This window comes from Nocardioides sp. Z22_16 (assembly GCF_058134365.1).
The window spans coordinates 310,840-331,047 of the sequence record NZ_JBYTTI010000002.1 but is presented as its reverse complement, the minus strand read 5'-3'; the positions used below and the strand labels follow the sequence as shown (position 1 = coordinate 331,047).

Below are 20,208 nucleotides of genomic sequence, written 5' to 3'. Positions count from 1 at the left end.
ACGGGCAGGAGTACCGGTGGGTACGGCACAGCGCCTCGACTGTACGAACGCCCGCACCGGCCCGCGAGGGATTCGAGAGGAAATGGCCCGAACGGTCTAGTCCCGCTGACCCTTCGGCTGACCGTCCGGGTACCGCTCACTCAGCACCGACCACTTGTTGGTGCCCTCGAGGTTGTCGCCCTTCTCGATGATCACCAGGTTGTGGAAGCAGTGCACCGCCTTGACCCACCGGTCGGTGTACGACGGCTGGTGCGGCACGACGTACTCCTCGTGGTTGAGCCCGTCGACGAGGTCCTTGACGAGGTCCATCGTGGTGCCGCGGGCGTGCCGGTCCTCGGCGCCGCCCCACTCGGGCCAGTAGGAGGTCTGGGTGTCCTCGATCGCGTAGACCGCCCCGTCGGGCAGCAACGGGAAGAGGATCCCGAAGGTCTTCCGGATGTGGGCCGGCACGTGGGAGCCGTCGTCGATCACGACCAGCGGGACGCCCTGCTCCTCGAGGATCCGCCGCAGCACCGCCTCGTCGGTCTGGTCGCCCTGGTAGGTGGTGATCCGGTTGCGGTCGACGAACGACTTGTCCTCGATGTCGAGCCCGACGATCGTCGCCTTCGGGAAGAACCACTTCCAGGCCTTCAGCGACGCGCCCCCCTGCCGGTTCCGGGCGTAGCCGCCCACGCCGATCTCCAGCAGGGTGAACTCCTCGTCGCGCAGGTGCTCGAGGTGGCGCTGGTAGTGCGGGGTGTAGCGGTGCACCCCCCACTTGTCGGTGCCGAAGTGCTGCGCCAGCTCGGTGAGGTCGCGCTCCTTCAGGGGAGGCTGCGTGGAGGGTTCGTCCGGCACGGCGCTCACCCTAGTGGGCGCCAGGATGAGTACAACGGCTCATGGCCCCCGACAGCCCCCAGGGACCACGATGTGCCCATGGACACCACCACGCAGGATCGCGGTCCCGCACCGCACGCGGTCGCCGCCACCCCCGGACAGCTCGCCTGGCTGCGCGAGCAGCTCGTCGACTGGCGCGCTCAAGGCCTCGTCGACGAGACCACCGCCCAGGTCATCCTGAGCCGCTACTCGGAGTCGCGCCGCTTCTCCCTCGGCCGCCTGCTCCTCGCCCTGGGCGCCGCCTTCGTGGGCATCGGCGTGATCTGGCTGGTCGCAGCCAACCTCGACCAGCTCTCTCCCCTGCTCCGCTTCGGAGCCGTCGTCGCCCTCTGGCTCGCGTGCCTGGTCGGCGCGGAGGCGCTCGAGGAGCGCCGCACGTCGCCGGTGGTGGTGGGTGCGGTCAGGACGATCGCCGCCTTCGGCACCGGCGCGGTGATCTTCCAGGCTGCCCAGAGCCTCCAGGTGCCTGCCTACGAGCCCAAGCTCGTCGGGCTGTGGGGTCTGGGCGCCCTCGTCCATGCCTACGCCACCCGCGCCCGCGGTCCGCTGCTGGTCGGCATCGCCGGCGCCACGGGCTGGGTGCTCTGGCAGGGCTCCGGGCCCGACCCGACCTTCGCCGGCACCGTCCTGGTGGTCACCGCCTCGGCGGTCCTCGCGCTCGGTGTCGCCGGGCTCCACGAGCGGTGGCGTCCGGAGTTCTCCGGTCCGTGGCGTCACGTCGGCGCCGGCCTCGCCCTGGCTGGCCTCTTCGTCGCCGGGATCCCGTGGGGCGACGGGTGGGAGCTCCCCTCGACCTGGTGGCCGGTCCTCCTGGTGGCACTCGCCACCGCCCTCGCGGTGGCGACCCTCCTGCTGAGCCGCACCACCGCGCGGTGGGAGGTGCTGGGCGGGGTCGCCGTGCTGGGGCTCGCCGCTCTGCTCGCGGCATGGCCGGCAGGCTCCGACTCCGCGTCGGTGGACGCCGAGGACGTGGCGCACGCGGTGGTCGGAGTGGTCGCCTACGTCGCCCTCGCGGTCGGCGTCGCCGCCGTCGGCACGCTGCGCGACTCCTCCCTGCTGATCGTGATGGCGACCGTCGGACTCGTCGTCTTCACCTCGTTCCAGAGCTTCGCCGTCTTCGCCCCGATCGTCCAGGGAGCCTGGCTCTTCCTGCTCCTCGGGGCCGTTCTCCTGGCCACCGGCGTGGGGTTCGACCGGACCCGCCGCCACCTGGCCGCCACCCTCGAGCAGGAGTCACTCCGATGAACAGGTACGCCGTGGCCGCCGGAGTAGCGGCCGTCCAGCTCGCCCTCACCACCGTCGCGGTGGGTCCCCAGCTCTCCGCCCGGCTGACCGGGGAGACCTACCTGATGCAGGTCGCCCCGGTGGACCCCATCGACCCGTTCCGTGGCGCCTACGTCACCCTCGACTACCCGGACCTGTGGCCGGAGAGCCGCGGCAGGTTCCTGGACGGCGAGAGCCGTCGGATCTTCGTCTCCTTGGCCGAGGAGGGCGGCGTGATGGTGGCCTCGGGGTGGTCCCGTGACCGGCCCGACGACGGCGTCTACCTCAGCTGTCTCGACGAGGGGTGGACGGCCAGCTGCGGGATCGAGAGCTGGTTCGTGCCCCAGGACGACGCCCGGGAGATCGAGGAGTCGCTCAGTGAGGGCGGCACGCTCGCCGAGGTGCGGATCGACGGCCGCGGCAACGCCTCGGTCGTCGGGCTGCGGACCGACTGATCAGCCGCCCGCGACCGCCGGGATCACCGAGATCTGGGTGCCGGCCGGCGTCGGCGTGGCCAGGTGGTCGAGGAAGCGCACGTCGTCGTTGTCGACGTAGACGTTGACGAAGCGGCGCAGCTGACCCGACTCGTCCAGGATGCGGCCCTTGATCCCGGCGTACTTGGCGTCGAGGTCGTCCAGCACGGCGGCCAGGTCGTCGCCCTCGGCGGTCACCTCGGAGTCGCCGCCGGTGTAGGTGCGCAGGATGGTGGGGATGCGGACGGAGACGCTCATGGCTTCACTCTCTGCTCGGTGCCGGGGGTGCTGGTCAGTCGGTCAGGCCGGTGGCGACGAACGCGGCGTACGACGGCGCGATGGTCGCGGCCGGGCCCACCTGGTCGGCCACCGCGTCGAGGGTCTTCAGCCCCATGCCGGTGTTGATCACGACCGTCTCCAGCGTGGGGTCGAGCTGGCCGGTCTCGACCAGCTTCTTCAGCACGCCCACGGTGGTGCCGCCGGCGGTCTCGGTGAAGATCCCCTCGGTGCGGGCCAGCAGGAGGATGCCCTCACGGACCTCCTCGTCGGTGATGTCCTCCACCGCGCCGCCGGTGCGCCGGCAGATGTCGAGGACGTAGATGCCGTCCGCCGGGTTCCCGATCGCCAGGCTCTTGGCGATGGTGTCGGGCTTGACCGGCCGGATGGCGTCGGTGCCCCCCTTGAAGGCGACGCTGACCGGGGAGCAGCCGGTGGCCTGGGCGCCGTAGATCCGGTAGGGCTTCTCCCCGACGAGGCCGAGCTTGATCAGCTCCTGGAACGCCTTGTCGACCTTGGTGAGCTGGGAGCCGGAGGCGACCGGGATGACGACCTGGTCGGGCAGCCGCCAGCCGAGCTGCTCGGCGATCTCGTAGCCGAGGGTCTTGGAGCCCTCCGCGTAGTAGGGACGGACGTTGACGTTGACGAACGCCCAGCCGTCCTCCTCCCCCGCGATCTCGGAGGCGAGCTTGTTGACGTCGTCGTAGTTGCCGTCCACCGCGACCAGGGAGTCGGTGTAGACCGCGGAGTTGACCTGCTTGGGCTTCTCCAGGTTGCTCGGGATGAAGACCACCGTCTTGATCCCCGCCCGGGCCCCGGCTGCCGCGACCGCGTTGGCGAGGTTCCCGGTCGAGGGGCAGGCGAAGACCTTGCTCCCGAACTCGCGCGCCGCGCTGAGCGCGCAGGCCACGACCCGGTCCTTGAAGGAGTTGGTCGGGTTGGTGGAGTCGTCCTTGACCCAGAGCCTGTCGATCCCCAGCTCGCGGCCCAGGTTGCGGGCCTCGAGCAGCCGGGTGAAGCCGGGCTCCATGTTGGGGCTCTGCTCGATGTCGTCGGGGACCGGCAGCAGGGCCTTGTAGCGCCAGATGTTGGCGGGACCGGCCTCGATCTGCTCGCGGGTGACCTGCGGGAAGTCGTAGGCGATCTCCAGCGGGCCGAAGCACTCCGGACACGCGTAGTGGGGGCCCAGCGCGATGGCGTGGCCGCACTCGCGGCAGGCCAGCCCGGTGGCGTGACCGAAGGCTCCCTCGCGGAGCTGGCCGGTCGTGGGGTAGTCGGTGACGCCCTGGCCGGCAGGGGTGTCGATCGTGACGGCGCTCATGAAGGTCTCCTTCTCTCATCTGCCCCACGGCGTCCTTCGCCGCGGGCCGGAATTAGCACCTTTTCCGCGACTGACGACGTGGTCGTCAGGAGGCACGCGGCGGTTGCCGGGACTTCGTAGGGCCGTTCCCTCAGTCCCTCTGGATGAGCTGTGCCAGCGTACGTCGCCGTCTCACGATGTGCACACGCGTCCCACAATGTGGCGCGCGGTCAGGAGGAGAGGGCGTGCCCCGCCCGGATGTCGGCGAGGAGCGTCCGGAGCAGGGTCAGCACCCCGTCGGGTCCCTCCACGACCAGGTCGGCGAGCTCGGTGAGGACGTCGGGCCCGTCACCACCGTCGGAGCAGACCACCAGGGTGGGCATGCCCTCCTCACGCATCACGCGCAGCTCGCTGAACGCCTCCACGTCCCCGAGGTCGTCACCGGCGAAGAGGAAGGCGCCTGCGTCGAGACGCTCGGAGAGGCTGCGGACCGCGAGCCCCTTGTGCATGCCGGGTGCCCGGATCTCGACCACCAGGCGGCCGGGCTCGATGCCCAGCCCGTGCCGCTCGGCCGCGTCCTCCAGAAGGGGCAGCATCCGGTCGAAGGAGGCCCGCGGGTCCTCCAGCCGACGGGTGTGCAGCGCGACGGCCAGCCCCTTCAGCTCCACGAACGCCTCGCTGGCGTCGGCCCGTCGCAGCAGCGTCGGGATCTCACGCACGAAGGAGGCCAGGCCGTGGGGCGGACGGGGCGAGATGACCCGGCGCTCGGTGGAGGTCCACCGCTCGTTGCCGTACTGCCCGAGGACCGTGAGCTCCTTGCCGAGCTCGGCGATCTGCGCCCCCAGCACGTCGAGGTCTCCCAGCGCGAGCGCCTGCCTGGCCGGCCGGCCGGTGACCACCGCGATGCCGCGCACCAGCGGGGCCAGCTCGAGGAGCAGCTCCGGCGCCTCGGGGTGGATGTGCGCCTGGGTGGGGTCCTCGACGATGGGCGCCAGGGTGCCGTCGAAGTCGAGCCCGATGACAAGGCCGGACGCCGCCGCGACCAGGTCGGCATACTGAGCGGCCACCTGAGGGGTGGGGAACTCCATGCCACCACTCTCTCAGAGTGGTAGCGGCGCCGGACGCCCTGGTCGTCAGCCGGTCAGGATGAGGGTGAGCCGGTCCTGCTTCATGGGTGCCACCGCGGGCTGCACCCGCTGGATGCCGAGGTCGAGCGCCAGCAGCTCGGCCGCCGCCTTGAGCCGCTGGGGGAAGTAGACCGTCGGGGCGGGGATCGTGCCCACCCAGTTGTCCGTGCCCACGACCTGCCAGCCGGCACCGCTGACCTTCGCCGCGGTGGAGGCCGCCAGCCCCTTGATGCCGGTGTTGTTGTAGACCTCGACGTAGACCTGTCCGCGCTGCACGGCCGGCTTCTCGGGCTCGGGGGCCGGCTCCGGCTCAGGGGCGGGCTCCGGGGCCGGCTCGGCGGCGGGCGTCTCCTCCGGAGAGCTCGCCACGGTCTCGACCCGGCGCTCCTTCTCCGGCTGGTCCTTGGTCGCGACGAAGGCGATCCCGGCCATCGCGATGGCGATGACGCTCAGCATGACCAGGGGTGAGGGGTAGGCGACCCCGCGCTCGTCGCGCACCCGGCGACCTCCCGCGCTCATCTCAGACCTCGAACCCGAGTCGGCGGGCGGAGCGCTGACGCTGGCGCTGGGAGCGGAGGCGACGCAGCCGCCGGACCAGCAGCGGGTCGGCCTCGAGGGCCTCCTGGCGGTCGATCAGCGCGTTGAGGACCTGGTAGTAGCGGGTCGAGCTCATGTCGAACTTCTCGCGCACCGCCTGCTCCTTGGCGCCGGCGTACTTCCACCAGTGACGCTCGAACTCGAGGATGTCGCGATCACGCTCACTGAGGCTCCGGCCGGGCGCGGGCTCCTGGCCCGGAAGGGCGTTGGCGGCGTCCATGTGTGTCTCCCTGCTGGCTTGCCTGGTGCTGCGTGGGTGTGTCCGGTGCTGGCGCCCACTGTAGGCGACGAACCACACCGATGTCATTCACTCGGGCGAGTCGCCGCGCCCCTTGCTACTAAGGTGTCGGCGTGACCTCACCCGGCTCGGCAGATCTCGTCATCGTCGCCAACAGGTTGCCCGTGGACAGGCACACCCTCCCCGACGGCAGCCCGGGCTGGCGCCGCTCGCCCGGTGGTCTCGTCTCGGCCCTCGAACCGGTCCTGCGCGCCAACGACGGCGCCTGGATCGGCTGGCCCGGCGGCACCGAGGAGGGCCTGGAGCCCTTCGTCGAGGACGGCCTCAAGCTCGTCCCCGTCCACCTGAGCGAGCAGGAGCTCGAGCGCTTCTACGAGGGGTTCTCCAACGCCACCCTGTGGCCGCTCTACCACGACGTCGTGGCCAAGCCGGAGTTCCACCGCGAGTGGTGGGACTCCTACGTGGTAGTCAACCGCCGGTTCGCGGAGCGGGCCGCCGAGATCTCCGCCGAGGGCGCCACCGTGTGGGTCCACGACTACCAGCTCCAGCTGGTGCCGTCGATGCTCCGCGAGCTCCGCCCCGACCTGCGGATCGGCTTCTACCTCCACATCCCCTTCCCGCCCACCGAGCTCTTCCAGCAGCTGCCGTGGCGCCGCCAGGTCCTCGAGGGCCTCCTGGGCGCCGACCTGATCGGCTTCCAGCTGCCCGGCGGCGCGCAGAACTTCATCCGCCTGGTGCGTCAGCGGGTCGGTCACAAGACGCACCGCGACCTGGTCTACCTGCCCGACGGGCGCACGGTGCGTGCCGCGGCGTTCCCCATCTCCATCGACGCCGCCGACTTCGAGGAGCTGGCCCGCTCCGAGCCCGTGCGCAAGCGGGCCGCCGAGATCCGCGAGGCGCTCGGCAACCCGCGCAAGGTCTTCCTGGGCATCGACCGCCTCGACTACACCAAGGGGATCTACGCGCGGCTGCGGGCCTACAGCGAGCTCGTCGAGGAAGGTCACTTCGACGTCGAGGACGCCGTCTTCGTGCAGGTGGCCACCCCCTCGCGGGAGCGGGTCGAGCAGTACCGGATCCTGCGCGACGAGATCGACCGCCTGGTGGGCCGGATCAACGGCGACCTCGGCAAGATCGGCCAGCCCGCGATCTCCTACATGCACTCCTCGTTCCCCCGGGAGGAGATGGCCGCCCTCTACCGCGCCGCCGACATCATGGTGGTCACGCCGCTGCGCGACGGGATGAACCTGGTCGCCAAGGAGTACGTCGCCTGCCGCTACGACGCCGACGGCGCCCTGGTGCTCTCGGAGTTCGCCGGCGCGGCCAACGAGCTGCGCCAGGCGTGGCTGATCAACCCCTATGACATCAACGGCATGAAGGCGGCGCTGCTGGAGGCGTTCCGGGCCTCCGACAAGGAGCGGACGCGGCGGATGAAGGCGATGCGCAAGACGGTCGTCGACCACGACGTGGCCACCTGGGCCGCGGAGTTCCTCGACGAGCTCTCGCAGGTGCGGGGCGACCACGGCAAGTCGGTCCGGCCGGCCCACCCCGGCTGACCTCGCCTCAGGCGGTGTCCCCGTTGACCGCGGCGTCCATCTCGGCCAGCAGGGGACCGGCGAGCTCGGGCGGGAGGTTGGCCCAGCCGCGCTCGTAGCCGTAGACCTCGCGCAGCGGGACGGCCGAGCGCTGCCCGTCGAGGATGTCGATGTCGTCGGGGGTGAGGAAGCCCGGGTGCGGCACACCCACGGCCTCGGAGACCTTGAGGAGGTCGCGGCGCAGGGAGATCAGGTAGTTGGCGGCCCGGTCCTTCTTGAGCTCCACGTCGAGGCCACGGGTGTAGCGGGCCTTCTGGGTGGCCACCCCCACCGGGCAGTGGTCGGTGTGGCACTTCTGCGCCTGGATGCAGCCGATCGACATCATCGCCTCGCGCCCGACGTTGACCATGTCGACGCCGAGGGCGAAGGCGACCAGCGCGTTCTCGGTGAGCCCCAGCTTGCCGGCCCCGATGAAGGTCACCTCGTCGGCCAGCCCCGCGCGGGCGAAGCGGCGGTAGACCTCGCTGAACCCGATCCGGAACGGGTAGGCCACCGAGTCGGCGAAGATCATCGGGGCCGCGCCGGTGCCGCCCTCTCCCCCGTCGACGTTGACGAAGTCGACCCCGCGGCTGCGCCCGCCCATCTGGGCGACCAGCTGGTCCCAGAACTCGAGGTTGCCGACGGCGGACTTGATCCCCACCGGGAGCCCTGTCTCCTCGGCCAGCAGCTCCACGAAGTCGAGCATCGAGTCCACGTCGTGGAAGGCGGTGTGGCGGCTGGGCGAGGAGCAGTCCTGGCCGGCCGGGATGCCGCGGATCTCCGCGATCTCCGCGCTGACCTTCTCCCCCGGCAGCATGCCGCCGAGGCCCGGCTTGGCGCCTTGGGAGAGCTTGATCTCCAGCGCCCGCACGGGGGCCGAGGCGACCACGTCCTTGAGCCGGGCCAGGTCGAACCGGCCCTGCTCGTCGCGGCAGCCGAAGTAGGAGGTGCCGAGCTGGAAGACGATCTCGCCGCCGCTGCGGTGATAGGGCGACAGCGCTCCCTCCCCGGTGTTCTGCAGGCTCCCGGCGATCGCGGCGCCGCGGTTGAGCGCCTCGATCGCCGGGCCCGACAAGGAGCCGAAGCTCATCCCGGAGACGTTGACCACCGAACGGGGGCGGAACGCGTGCCGGCGTCCGCGCGGGCCGCCCAGCACCTTCGCCGAGGGCAGCGGCACCCCCTCGTCGCCGTGGGGGGCGGTGGAGGCCCCCTCCCCCATGAAGGTGCGGTGCTTGATGATCGGGTATCCGGCCACCTGCTCGACGTCGTTGTCGGTGCCGAAGCCGAAGTAGCTGTTCTCGAGCTTGGAGCTGGCATAGACCCAGCGGCGCTGGTCCCGGCTGAACGGGCGCTCCTCGTCGTTGCTGGTCACGATGTACTGGCGCAGCTCGGGACCGATGGTCTCCGCCCAGTAGCGGAAGTGGCCGACGACGGGGAAGTTGCGCAGGATCGCGTGCTTCTTCTGGACGAGGTCGTAGGCCACCACGCCGCCCAGCGCCGTTGCCGCCATGCCGGTCGCGCTCTTCCATCCCATGGTCCGTGTCTAGCCCGCCGCACCAAGCGTTGTCGAGGACGGGGCTAGATTCGTCGTCATGGATCTCGTCCCCAGCCCCGGGCAGGTCGTCGCCGCGGCCGGCAACCTCGCCCAGATGGCGGCCGGCGGAGTGGCCGACCTGCGGCCGCTGCCGCGGACGATGATCGACGAGGGTGAGCTCCGCGAGGTCTACCGCTACCGTGCCCGGCCCCACGAGCCGCAGCACGGCGACCCGGTGCTCCTGGTCCCGCCACTGGCCGCCCCCGCGCTCTGCTACGACCTGCGCCGCGGCTGCTCGCTGGTCGAGCACCTGGTGGGGGGCGGCCGGCCGACCTACCTGGTCGAGTACGGCGAGGTCTCGTTCCGCGACCGGGCCCTCGGCCTGCAGCCCTGGGTCGAGACGGTGCTGCCGGAGACCATCGAGGCGGTCTCCCGCGACGCGGGCGGGCGACCGGTCCACGTCGTCGGCTGGAGCCTGGGAGGCACCTTCTCGCTGCTCGCGGCGGCCCGCCGGCCGCGGCTGCCGATCGCCTCGCTCACCGCGCTCGGCACGCCCTTCGACGTGCGCGCGGTGCCGATCGTGGCGCCGGCCCGGCCGCTGCTGGACCCCGCCGACCTGGGCGGCCCGCTGGGCCTGGCCTACCGGAAGCTGGCGGCCCCGCAGCCGCTGGTGCAGTGGGCCTCCCAGCTGAGCAGCGTGCAGCGGCTCCTCACCAAGCCGCTGGCCCAGGCGGTCAACCTGGACGACCGCGACTACCTCGCCCAGCTCGAGGCGGTCGACCGGTTCACCGGGGAGATGACCGCCTACCGGGGCCGGACCTTCGGGCAGCTCTACCACCGCTTCATCCCCGTCGACAGCGCCGGGAGCGGCAAGGTCCAGGTCGGCGACGACGTGGCCGACCTGGCGCGCGTCACCGCACCGGTGCTCCTCTTCGCCGGGATGGAGGACCAGATCGCGCCGCTCGCGGCGGTCCGCCCCGGCGTCCCGCTGCTGGCCGGCGCCGAGGAGGTCCGGGTCGAGGTGGTGCCCGGCGGCCACCTGGGCCTGCTGACGGGCCGGGGCGCACGGGAGACCACGTGGCGGGCGCTCGACGAGTGGTTCGACCAGTGGTCGGGCCGGGCACCGGGAAGAGCTCACGCTCCCTGTCTCAGTGACTAGGGTGCCGCCATGACCGACGCCGGCCCCACCACGCTGCCCAGCGGTGTCCGGCTGGGCTACGGATCGGGCTCGGTAGCCACCGGGGCCTTCGGGACCGTGCCCGGCCTGATGCTGCTGCCGTTCCTCACCGACAGCCTGGGCATCGCGGCCCTGTGGGCGGGCCTGATCGTCTTCCTCCCCAAGGCCTGGGACGTGCTCCTCAACCCGGTGGCGGGGCGGATCAGCGACCGCAGCACCGACCCGCGCGGCCCCCGTCGACCCTGGCTGCTGCGCGCCGGCCTGGCCCTCTCGGTCTGCTTCGCACTGATCTTCGCCGCGCCCGAGATGGGCTCGAAGGCCGCGGAGGCCGCCTGGGTGCTGGTCTTCTTCCTGGCCGCGGCGACGGCGTACGCGTTCTTCCAGGTGCCGTACGTCGCGATGCCGGCGGAGATCACCGGCTCCTACGAGGAGCGCACCCGGCTGATGACGTGGCGGGTGGCGATCCTGGCCTTCACGATCATGCTGGCCGGCGCGACCGCCCCGCTGATCCGCGACGCCGTCGGGGGCCGGGACGGCTACCGGGTGATGGGGGTGGCGATGGCCCTGGTGATCGCGGTGGGGGTCCTGAGTGCCTATCGCGGCACCCGGCACGCCCCGGTCGGCACCGTCGCCGCCGGTGCCGGCTCGTTCCGCGAGCAGCTGCGGGTGGTGGGCCGGGCGCGCGACTTCCGCCTGCTGCTGACGACCTTCGTGCTCCAGGCGCTGGCCACCGGCTGCATGCTCGCCGGCGTCGACTACCTGGCCGGCGACGTCCTGAGGAGCACCGGCGCGGCCACCCTGCTCTTCGTCTGCTTCGTCGGCCCGGCGCTGGTGCTCACCCCGGTGTGGGCGCGGATCGGCGCGCGGATCGGCAAGAAGCGGGGGTACGTCGCCTCCTCGCTGGTGCTGGCCGCTGGCGCCGCTCTGGCCGCGACGGCCCAGGTCGTGCCGGCCGCTGTGGTCTTCGCGGCCACCGCGCTGGTGGGGGTCGGCTACGCCGGCTGCCAGGTCTTCCCGATGGCGATGATGCCCGACGCGGCCGCGGTGGACACCCGGCGCACCGGGGAGAACCGGGTCGGCGTCTACACCGGGGTCTGGACGGCGGGCGAGACCCTGGGCCTCGCACTGGGACCGGGGGTCTTCGCGCTGGTCCTGGCGCTCGGGGACTACCGCTCCTCCACCGACGGCGCCGCGGTGCAGCCGGAGTCGGCGGTGGCCGCCATCACCTACGGTTTCAGCGTCCTGCCCGCCGTCCTGATCCTGCTCAGCCTGTGGTGGCTGCGCGACTACCGCCTCACTGCGACCGACGTCGACCCCGAGCCCCAGCCCGAGGAGATCCGTGCCTGACACCCCCGGCGCCCTGACCCGGCTCCGCGAGCTCCAGCGGGCGGACCTGCCGGTGCACGGGGGCCGCACCCTGGCCTACGTCTACGACTCGGGGCTCGCCGAGGTCGACCGCATCGGCCGCGAGGCGGTCTCGGCGTACGCCGGGTCCAACGGGCTGGACCCGACCGCCTTCCCCAGCCTGCTGCAGATGGAGAACGAGCTCGTCGGCTTCGCCGCCGACCTGCTCGACGCCCCCGCCGACGCGGTCGGCACGGTCACCTCGGGGGGCACCGAGTCGGTGCTCCTCGCGGTGCAGGGCGCCAGGGACGCCCACCCGGAGATCGAGCGGCCTTCGATGGTCCTCCCCGAGACCGCGCACGCCGCGTTCCACAAGGCCGCCCACTACTTCGGCGTCCGCGCGGTGCGGGTGCCCGTCGGGGCCGACTTCCGGCCCGATCCGGCTGAGATGGCCCGCGCGATCGACGCGACGACCGTGCTGGTGGTCGCCTCGGCGCCCTCCTACGCTCACGGGGTGGTCGACCCGGTGCCCGAGATCGCCGCGGCCGCAGCGGCCCGCGGCGTGCGCTGTCACGTGGACGCGTGCATCGGCGGCTGGGTGTTGCCCTACGCCGCCCGCCTGGGCCGGGCGGTCACTCCGTGGACCTTCGCCGTCGACGGGGTGACCTCGATCTCGGTCGACACCCACAAGTACGCCTACGCACCCAAGGGCACCTCGGTGCTGCTGCACCGCAGCAGCGCGCTGCGCCGTCCGCAGTACTTCGCCTCGGCCGCCTGGCCGGGCTACACGATGCTCAACTCCACGCTCCAGTCCACCAAGTCCGGTGGGCCGCTGGCCGGGACGTGGGCGGTGGTCACCACGCTCGGCGACGAGGGCTACCTACGGCTCGCCGCCGACGTCCTCGAGGCGGTCGACCGGATCCGCGACGGGCTGCGGGCGATCCCTGCGCTGCGGCTGGTGGTCGAGCCCGACTCGACCCTGCTCGCCCTGGCCACCGACGGCAGCTGCGACCCCTTCACCGTGACCGACGAGATGGCGGCGCGCGGCTGGTACGTGCAACCCCAGATGTCCTACGGCGACCAGCCACCCACCCTCCACCTCTCGGTCAGCGCCGCCACCCTGCCGCACGTGGCGGAGCTGCTCTCCGCCCTGACCGAGGCGGTCGCGGCCGCCGTCGCCACTGGACCGGTGCGGGTCGACCCGGACGTCGTGAGCTTCATCGAGGCGCTGGACCCCGCCACGCTCGGCGACGACGACTTCGACGGCCTCCTCGCCGCCTCGGGCCTGATCGGCGAGCCCGGCGCCGGCCTGGCGCTGCCGGAGCGGATGGCCGAGGTCAACGCGCTGCTCGACGTCGCCTCCCCGGCGATGCGGGAGGCGCTGCTGGTGGCGTTCCTGGACCGGCTCGCCAGGCCGGCGCGGTGACCGCGTCGCGTGGGCTCGCCGCACTGGTCGAGCGCGGCCTGGTGGCACCCGACTGGGCCCAGGCCCTCGCCCCCGTCGAGGACCGGATCGTCGCCCTGGGCGAGTTCCTCCGCGAGGAGGTCGCGGCGGGCCGGCCCTACCTGCCCGCCGGCGACGCCGTCTTCCGGGCATTCCAGCGGCCGCTCGCCGACGTCCGCGTGCTCGTCGTCGGCCAGGACCCCTACCCCACCCCCGGCCACCCGATCGGCCTGAGCTTCGCCGTCGACCCGCAGGTCAGGCCGCTGCCACGCAGCCTGGTCAACATCTACCGCGAGCTGCACGACGACCTCGGCCATCCGCCCGCCCCGCACGGCGACCTGACCGCCTGGGCCGACCAGGGGGTCATGCTGCTCAACCGGGTGCTGACGGTGCGACCGGGCGAGGCCGGCTCCCACCGCAGGCGCGGCTGGGAAGCCGTCACCGAGCACGCCATCCAGGTGCTGGCCGCCCGCGGCGGTCCCTGCGCCGCGGTGCTCTGGGGCCGGGACGCCCAGAGCCTCAAGCCGCTGCTCGGCCCCATCCCGTCGGTCGAGTCGGCCCACCCGTCGCCCCTCTCGGCGTCCCGGGGATTCTTCGGCTCCCGCCCCTTCAGCCGGGTGAACCAGCTGCTCGAGGAGCAGGGCGCGGAGGGACCGGACTGGCGCCTGCTGGAATAAAGTTGACAGTTCAATCATTATGGGGACATGAACCCGACCCGGATGCCTGCCCTCTTCCTCGGCCACGGGGCTCCGCCCCTGCTGGACGACCCGGTCTGGTCCGGAGAGCTCGCCTCCTGGGCCCAGGACCTCCCCCGCCCGAAGGCGATCCTGATCGTCAGCGCGCACTGGGAGTCCGCGCCGGTGAGCCTCACGGCCAGCGGCGCCGAGCTGGTCTACGACTTCGGCGGCTTCGCCCCGAAGTACTACGAGATGCGCTACGACACCCCCGACTCGACCGCCCTCGCGGCTCGGATCGCGGCGATGATGCCCGACACCCAGCCGGTCCACCAGCACGTCTCCCGAGGTCTCGACCACGGGGCCTGGGTGCCGCTGCGGATCATGTACCCCGCGTCGGACATCCCGGTCGTGCAGATGTCGCTGCCCACCCAGGACCCGGGGACCCTCATGCAGCTCGGCGCCCGGCTCCGCCCGCTGCGTGACGAGGGCGTGCTGATCATCGGCTCCGGCTTCCTGACCCACGGACTCCCCTTCCTCAAGGAGTTCCGGATCGACGCCGCCGCGCCGGGGTGGTCCAGGGAGTTCGACGCCTGGGCCGCCGAGGCGCTGGCCCGGGGCGACGTCGACGAGCTCGCGTCCTACCGGTCCAAGGCGCCCGGGATGCCCTACGCGCACCCGACCGTGGAGCACTACACGCCCCTCTTCGTGACGCTCGGCGCGGCCACCGTCGCCGACGAGCCCGGGGAGCAGCGGGTCGACGGCTTCTGGATGGGATTGTCCAAGAGGTCCTTGCAGGTCGCATGAGTGCGAGGATGACCCGGTGAAGATCCTCTCCGTGCAGTCACATGTCGCCTACGGCCACGTCGGGAACTCGGCCGCCGTGTTCCCCCTGCAGCGTCGGGGCCACGAGGTCTGGCCGGTCCACACCGTCAACTTCTCCAACCACACGGGCTACGGATCGTGGGGCGGCCCGCTGCTGGCCCCCAGCGACGTGGCGGCCGTCGTCGAGGGCATCGAGGACCGCGGAGTCCTGGGCGAGGTGGGCGCCGTGCTCTCCGGCTACCAGGGCGGCGCCGGGATCGCCGACGTGATCCTGGCGGCGGTCGCGAAGGTGAAGGCGGCCAACCCCGAGGCCACGTACACGTGCGACCCGGTGATGGGCAACGCCAAGTCGGGCTGCTTCGTCCACCCCGACATCCCGCCGCTGATCAGGGAGCGCGTGGTGCCCGCGGCCGACATCATCACCCCCAACCAGTTCGAGCTCGGCTTCCTCACCCACACCGAGCCCGACACCCTGGAGTCGACGCTCGCCTCGGCCGACGCCGCCATGGCGATGGGCCCGAGCACCGTGCTGGTCACCAGCGTCGAGCGCCCCGACCGCCCCGAGGGGACCATCGAGATGCTCGCGGTCACCGACGAGGGCGCCTGGCTGGTGCAGACCCCGCACCTGCCCTTCAAGGCCAACGGGTCCGGCGACGTCACGGCGGCGCTCTTCACCGCCCACCTGCACGAGACCGGCTCCGCGGCGCAGGCACTGGCGGCCACCACCTCCAGCGTCTTCGACCTGCTGCAGAACACCCTCGACTCCGGGGAGCGCGAGCTGCGACTGGTCCAGTCCCAAGAGGTCTTCGCGAACCCGCGGATGCAGTTCGAGGTCCGCCAGGTGCGGTAGTCAGTACGACCTACCCTCGGCGTACCGCTGGCGTCTGACATGACGGCCGCGCCCCCAGTTGCGGCCCTTGTAGGTCTCCAGCTGACTGTCACAGTTCGGGCAGATCAGGCGCAGGTTGTCCCGGCTGTTGTTGTCTGCGTCGCCGTCGATGTGGTCCAGCACGAGAACCAGTGGCAGCCCGTTCCACTCGGCAGGGCCGGAGCAGAGGGCGCACCGGCCATGTTGCTCCTCGTGGATGAACCGACGGATGTAATGACCTCGCGCGGACCCCGCGTGGGGGGCCGCCCCGGTCTCCAGCCACTGCGCGAGGCGCTTTCGCCGCTCGAGGTCGCGCTGACAGGCGTTGCTGCAGTAGACCCGGGAACGACGCCCCTCGACCTCGGAACCGCATCCTTGGCACTGGAAGACCATGCGAGGAAACCTAGGCGGCTCCTCCGACACGTCTGACCCTCTGACTACGATGTGCGGGCGCTGACCGGACAGGTCGGCCATGCCGGTGTAGCTCAGTTGGTAGAGCATCCGCCTTGTAAGCGGAATGTCGCGGGTTCGACTCCTGTCACCGGCTCCACGCAAGATGTACCCCATGCCGTCCCTCGACCTGCCGCACCACGACGGCTCGAGCGTCTACCTCGACACCGGGCGCGGCGCCGACGTCCCGCCCCGCCTGGGCGACCTGGTCACCGTGCGGGTCCGCACCGCCACGGGCGACCCGGTCGAGGCGATGTGGGTCCGCACGACGTACGACGCGGAGCCGGTCTACCACCTGATGGTCGCCCGTCCGGTGGGCGAGGGCGAGGCCGCCCGCTGGTGGCATGGCACCCTCCCGGTCCACAACCCGGTGACCCACTACCGGTTCCTGCTGGCGCGGGGCGAGGACCAGCAGTGGCTGACCGGCGCGGGCCTGGTCGACCACGACGTGCCGGACGCCTACGACTTCAAGGTCTCGGCCCACCCCGAGGCGCCCGACTGGGCGCGTGACGGGGTGATCTACCAGGTCTTCCCCGACCGCTTCGCCCGCTCCGCCGCGGCCGACGAGCACCCTGCGCCCGCCTGGGCGGTACCGGCCGGGTGGGACGACGAGGTGGTCTTCGAGCCGCACGACCCGCGCACCCCGCTCCAGCTCTTCGGCGGCGACCTCGACGGCCTCACCGAGCACCTCGACCACGTCGCCGAGGTGGGCGCCGACATCGTCTACACCACCCCGGTCTTCCCGGGCGAGAGCAACCACCGCTACAACGCCTCCACCTTCGACCGGGTCGACCCGCTGCTCGGCGGCGACGAGGCCTACGCCCGGCTGAGCCGGGCGGTCCACGAGCGGGGCTGGCGGCTGCTGGGCGACCTGACCACCAACCACACCGGGGACACCCACGAGTGGTTCCGCACGGCGCTCAGCGATCCTGAGTCCCCCGAGCGCGGCTACTACCACTTCCGCGACGACGGCGACTACGAGTGCTGGATGGGCCACCACACGCTGCCCAAGATCGACCACACCAGCCCGGCGCTGCGGGTCCGGATGGTCGAGGGGCCCGACTCCGTGGTCGCCCGGTGGATGCGGCCGCCCTTCGAGCTGGACGGCTGGCGCATCGACGTCGCCAACATGACCGGCCGCCTCGCCGCGGTCGACGTCGCCCACGAGGTGGCCCGGGCCGTGCGCCGCACCGCGACCGCCGAACGCGCCGACGCCTGGGTGATCGGCGAGCACAACCACGACGCCACCGGCGACGTCGACGGCGACGGGTGGCACGGCGCGATGAACTACTCCGGCTTCTCCTGGCCGGTCTGGTCGTGGCTGCGCGACCCCGCCTCCCCCGCGCGCGCCTTCGGCCGCCCCCTCCCCGTTCCGCGCCGCGACGGGCATGCGCTGGTCCGCGCCCTCTGCGACTGGCAGGGCTCGCTGGGCTGGCGCGCCACCGCCGCCGGCTGGAACATCCTGGGCTCGCACGACAGCGCCCGGATCCGGACGGTCGTCGGCTCCGCCGAGGTGCACCGGGTCGCCGCCGGCCTGCAGTTCACGATGCCCGGGATCCCGATGGTCTTCGCCGGCGACGAGATCGGCCTGGAGGGCGTCCTCGGCGAGGACTCCCGCCGCCCGATGCCGTGGCACCGTCGCGAGGAGTGGGACGTGACCACCCTCGCGACGTACGCCGCGCTGGCCCGGACGCGCCGGGAGCACCCCGCCCTGCGCCGCGGCGGCCTGCGGTGGGTCCACGTCGGTGCCGACGCCGTGGCCTACCTGCGCGAGCACCCCGACGGGACCGTGCTGGTCACCGCCCGTCGCGCCGGCGGACCTGCCCTCGAGGGTCTCCCGTCCGGCCGCCTCCTGCTGGCCACCGAGGACGGGGTCGACCCCGTGCCCGGCGCGGCGCACGACGGGCCGGTGCTGACCGTCCATCTGGCCGGGTGACACCGGGCACTTCGGCTCTGTCCGGGAGGGACGACGCTCCCTACGTTGAGGGACGTGACCACGCCCGCCGACAGGTTCGACCGCGGAGTCGGGCTTGATGACATTCTCCTCAACGTCAAGCTGTCGGTCCCGCCGCCGGCCCCGGGTCTGCTGAGCCGCGCCTCGCTCACGGACGCGGCCCGCGAGACCGGAGCCGTCGCGGTGGGCGTCACCGCCCCCGCCGGCTACGGGAAGTCGACCCTGCTGCGCGAGTGGGCACACCGCGAGCACCGCAACGTCGGCTGGCTCTCGCTGGACGCGCTCGACGACCACGCGGACCGCCTGCTCTTCCTGCTCGGCGCCGCCTTCGAGCGCGCGGCACCGGAGCAGCCAGGCCTCGCCACCACGACCAGCCGCAGCGCTGCGCGCCTCGCCGCGGCGTTCCGCCACACAGCAGCCCCCTTCGTGCTGTTCCTCGACGACCTGCACGAGCTCCGTTCGCCCCAGTGCCACGACGTCCTGAGAGTCGTCCTGGCCGGGATCCCCGCGGGCTCCCAGGTCGTGAGCGCCAGCCGCCACGCGCAGCCGCACCTCCCCCGGCTCCGCGCGGCAGGGGCGGCGGTCGAGCTGACCACGCCCGACCTCCGCCTCGACGCGACGGGCGCCGAGCACATCTTCGCGACGGCGGGCACGCACCTCACCCCCGAGCAGGCCCGGCAGGTGACCGAACGGACCGAGGGCTGGCCGGCCGGCCTCCGTCTGGCCGCCCTCGTCGACTCCGGCCCAGCCGGGGCCGTCACCGGGGACGACCCCTTCATCGCCGACTACCTCCACCACGAGGTCTTCCGCGAGCTCGACCCGGCAACCCAGCGGTTCCTGCGACGCACCGCGGTCCTCGACCGGTTCCACGGCCCGCTGTGCGACGCCGTCCTGGAGGAGCGGGGCGCCCAGGACCGGCTGCGCACCCTCGAGACGACGGGCTCCTTCCTCGTCCCGCTCGACCGGACGCGGGTGTGGTACCGCTACCACCCCCTCTTCCGGGAGTTCCTGCTGGCAGAGCTCGGCCGCGTCGAACCGGAAGTGACCGAGAAGCTCCACCTGCGCGCTGCGGACTGGTTCGAGTCCCACGGCGCTCCGGAGCGCGCGGTGGAATGCCTGCTGGCGACCAGCGACCTCCACCGGTGCGCCCAGCTGGTCACAGAAATCGCCCTGACCACCACCGGCACCGGCGGCGTCTCGACGGTCCAGCGCTGGTTGAGCGCCCTGGGGGACGCCGTGATCGAGGCACACCCGCCCCTGGCGGTCATGGCCGGCTGGGTGGCGGCCTGGGTGGGTGACACACCCCAGGCGCAGCGGTGGGCAGCCCACGCCTCCGACGTCCCCGACTCCCTGGCCCCCCGGTCGATGCTGCGGGCCGCGATGTGTCCCGAAGGGCCCGAGCAGATGAGGGCGGACGGGGAGCTCGCAGCAGCCGCCGCGGGGGCGCCGTGGAGTCCCTGGCGGGCCACGGCGTTGTGCGTGCTCGCCGAGGCGCACCTCCTCGGCGGGGCTCGCGCATCCGCCGAGGAGCTCTTCGAGGACGCGAGCGCGGAGGCGCTCTACGCGGGCACCGCTGACGCGGTGGTGCTCAGCGAGTCGAGCCTGGCCGTCCTCGGCATGGACGCCGGCCGCTGGCACGAGGCGGCGGACCACGTCGACCTCGCCCTGCGCACGGTGGCGCGGCACCGGCTGGAGGACTACGCGGTCAGCCTGCTCGCCTTCGCGGCCGCCGCCCGCCTGGCGGTGCACCGCGGCGACCTGGCCCGAGCTGACGAGCGACTCGAGCACGCGATGCGCGCCCGAGCGGCGTCCACGGTCGTGATGCCGTGCCTGGCGACCAGAGCACGCGTGCAGCTGGCGAAGGTGTGCTGGGCGCGCGGTGCGCACGCCCACGCCCGGCAGCTGCTGAGCGACATCGACACCGTCCTGCGACGACGGCCCGCCCTCGGCGTCCTGGTCGAGGAGGTGGCAGAGCTCCGCGCGATGATCGCGCAGGGCTCCCGCACCGCTCCCTACGAGGCACCCCTCACTGCGGCGGAGCTCCGGGTCCTGCCCTACCTGGCGACGCACCTGAAGATCGCCGAGATCGGCGCGCGCCTCCGGATCTCACGCAACACCGTCGCCTCGGAGGTCTCGGCCATCTACCGCAAGCTCGGCGTGACGTCGCGCGGCGAGGCGGTCGAGCAGGCGACGTTGCTGGGCCTGCTCGGCGGGTGA

19 protein-coding genes, 1 tRNA gene and 1 riboswitch are annotated in these 20,208 nt (G+C 72.4%); of the genes, 12 read left to right on the top strand and 8 right to left on the bottom strand.

Translation table 11 applies throughout. The features are described 5' to 3' along the window. Window positions 1-96: 96 nt before the first annotated feature. Entirely contained in the window at window positions 97-837 is a 741-nt protein-coding gene (locus AC3X7R_RS05840) for a hypothetical protein (protein ID WP_489964633.1), read from the bottom strand. Between the two features lie 78 nt (window positions 838-915). On the opposite strand from AC3X7R_RS05840, the gene AC3X7R_RS05835 reads away from it, so the two are divergent. Next, window positions 916-2,121, top strand: a complete 1,206-nt coding sequence (locus AC3X7R_RS05835) for a DUF2157 domain-containing protein (protein WP_489964632.1) — start codon at window positions 916-918, stop codon at window positions 2,119-2,121. Continuing rightward, window positions 2,118-2,594 (top strand): GDYXXLXY domain-containing protein, encoded by a 477-nt coding sequence (locus tag AC3X7R_RS05830; RefSeq protein WP_489964631.1) that lies wholly within the window; start codon window positions 2,118-2,120, stop codon window positions 2,592-2,594. Before AC3X7R_RS05835 ends, AC3X7R_RS05830 begins: the two co-directional genes overlap by 4 nt. Here the strand turns inward: AC3X7R_RS05830 and AC3X7R_RS05825 are convergent, their stop codons facing one another. From AC3X7R_RS05825 to AC3X7R_RS05805, 5 genes are all read right to left on the bottom strand, one after another. Further along, window positions 2,595-2,870 carry a MoaD/ThiS family protein gene (locus AC3X7R_RS05825; protein ID WP_489964630.1) on the bottom strand — a complete coding sequence of 92 codons (276 nt, stop codon included), beginning with the start codon at window positions 2,868-2,870 and terminating at the stop codon, window positions 2,595-2,597. A 34-nt stretch (window positions 2,871-2,904) separates the two neighbouring features. After that, window positions 2,905-4,209, bottom strand: a complete 1,305-nt coding sequence (thrC, locus tag AC3X7R_RS05820) for a threonine synthase (RefSeq protein WP_489964629.1) — start codon at window positions 4,207-4,209, stop codon at window positions 2,905-2,907. 12 nt (window positions 4,210-4,221) lie between these two features. Further along, window positions 4,222-4,359, bottom strand: a riboswitch (SAM riboswitch). A gap of 59 nt (window positions 4,360-4,418) precedes the next feature. Beyond that, window positions 4,419-5,276 (bottom strand): trehalose-phosphatase, encoded by an 858-nt coding sequence (otsB, locus tag AC3X7R_RS05815; protein ID WP_489964628.1) that lies wholly within the window; start codon window positions 5,274-5,276, stop codon window positions 4,419-4,421. A gap of 45 nt (window positions 5,277-5,321) precedes the next feature. Beyond that, window positions 5,322-5,834, bottom strand: coding sequence for a LytR C-terminal domain-containing protein (locus AC3X7R_RS05810; protein ID WP_489964627.1), 513 nt, complete (start codon window positions 5,832-5,834; stop codon window positions 5,322-5,324). 1 nt (window position 5,835) lies between these two features. Further along, window positions 5,836-6,132: a DUF3263 domain-containing protein gene (locus AC3X7R_RS05805; protein ID WP_489964626.1), complete on the bottom strand. Its 297-nt coding sequence runs from the start codon at window positions 6,130-6,132 to the stop codon at window positions 5,836-5,838. A gap of 131 nt (window positions 6,133-6,263) precedes the next feature. Here AC3X7R_RS05805 and AC3X7R_RS05800 point away from each other — a divergent pair, with 131 nt between their 5' ends. Beyond that, entirely contained in the window at window positions 6,264-7,703 is a 1,440-nt protein-coding gene (locus tag AC3X7R_RS05800) for an alpha,alpha-trehalose-phosphate synthase (UDP-forming) (RefSeq protein ID WP_489964625.1), read from the top strand. Between the two features lie 7 nt (window positions 7,704-7,710). On the opposite strand, the gene AC3X7R_RS05795 is transcribed toward AC3X7R_RS05800, so the two are convergent. After that, complete coding sequence (locus tag AC3X7R_RS05795) at window positions 7,711-9,255, bottom strand: glutamate synthase-related protein (RefSeq protein WP_489964624.1); 1,545 nt, start codon at window positions 9,253-9,255, stop codon at window positions 7,711-7,713. Window positions 9,256-9,313: 58 nt separating this feature from the next. On the opposite strand from AC3X7R_RS05795, the gene AC3X7R_RS05790 reads away from it, so the two are divergent. From AC3X7R_RS05790 to pdxY, 6 genes are read left to right on the top strand one after another with little or no spacing between them, the layout of a single operon-like run. Further along, window positions 9,314-10,414 carry an alpha/beta fold hydrolase gene (locus AC3X7R_RS05790; RefSeq protein ID WP_489964623.1) on the top strand — a complete coding sequence of 367 codons (1,101 nt, stop codon included), beginning with the start codon at window positions 9,314-9,316 and terminating at the stop codon, window positions 10,412-10,414. Between the two features lie 9 nt (window positions 10,415-10,423). Continuing rightward, entirely contained in the window at window positions 10,424-11,779 is a 1,356-nt protein-coding gene (locus AC3X7R_RS05785; RefSeq protein WP_489964622.1) for an MFS transporter, read from the top strand. Further along, window positions 11,772-13,202 carry a pyridoxal phosphate-dependent decarboxylase family protein gene (locus AC3X7R_RS05780; RefSeq protein ID WP_489964621.1) on the top strand — a complete coding sequence of 477 codons (1,431 nt, stop codon included), beginning with the start codon at window positions 11,772-11,774 and terminating at the stop codon, window positions 13,200-13,202. The genes AC3X7R_RS05785 and AC3X7R_RS05780 overlap by 8 nt, the downstream gene beginning before the upstream one ends. Further along, window positions 13,199-13,897 (top strand): uracil-DNA glycosylase, encoded by a 699-nt coding sequence (locus tag AC3X7R_RS05775; protein ID WP_489964620.1) that lies wholly within the window; start codon window positions 13,199-13,201, stop codon window positions 13,895-13,897. Before AC3X7R_RS05780 ends, AC3X7R_RS05775 begins: the two co-directional genes overlap by 4 nt. Window positions 13,898-13,924: 27 nt before the next feature. After that, entirely contained in the window at window positions 13,925-14,701 is a 777-nt protein-coding gene (locus AC3X7R_RS05770; RefSeq protein WP_489964619.1) for a dioxygenase family protein, read from the top strand. A 16-nt stretch (window positions 14,702-14,717) separates the two neighbouring features. Further along, window positions 14,718-15,569, top strand: a complete 852-nt coding sequence (gene pdxY / locus AC3X7R_RS05765) for a pyridoxal kinase PdxY (RefSeq protein WP_489964618.1) — start codon at window positions 14,718-14,720, stop codon at window positions 15,567-15,569. On the opposite strand, the gene AC3X7R_RS05760 is transcribed toward pdxY, so the two are convergent. Then, a complete protein-coding gene (locus AC3X7R_RS05760; RefSeq protein WP_489964617.1) occupies window positions 15,570-15,980 on the bottom strand; it encodes an HNH endonuclease signature motif containing protein in 411 nt (136 codons plus the stop codon). It lies immediately after the preceding gene. An 81-nt stretch (window positions 15,981-16,061) separates the two neighbouring features. Between AC3X7R_RS05760 and AC3X7R_RS05755 the strand changes: the two genes are divergently transcribed. From AC3X7R_RS05755 to AC3X7R_RS05745, 3 genes are all read left to right on the top strand, one after another. Next, a tRNA-Thr gene (locus AC3X7R_RS05755) sits at window positions 16,062-16,137 on the top strand. A 15-nt stretch (window positions 16,138-16,152) separates the two neighbouring features. Beyond that, window positions 16,153-17,973, top strand: coding sequence for a glycoside hydrolase family 13 protein (locus AC3X7R_RS05750; RefSeq protein ID WP_489964616.1), 1,821 nt, complete (start codon window positions 16,153-16,155; stop codon window positions 17,971-17,973). Window positions 17,974-18,027: 54 nt separating this feature from the next. Next, window positions 18,028-20,208, top strand: a complete 2,181-nt coding sequence (locus AC3X7R_RS05745) for a helix-turn-helix transcriptional regulator (protein ID WP_489964615.1) — start codon at window positions 18,028-18,030, stop codon at window positions 20,206-20,208.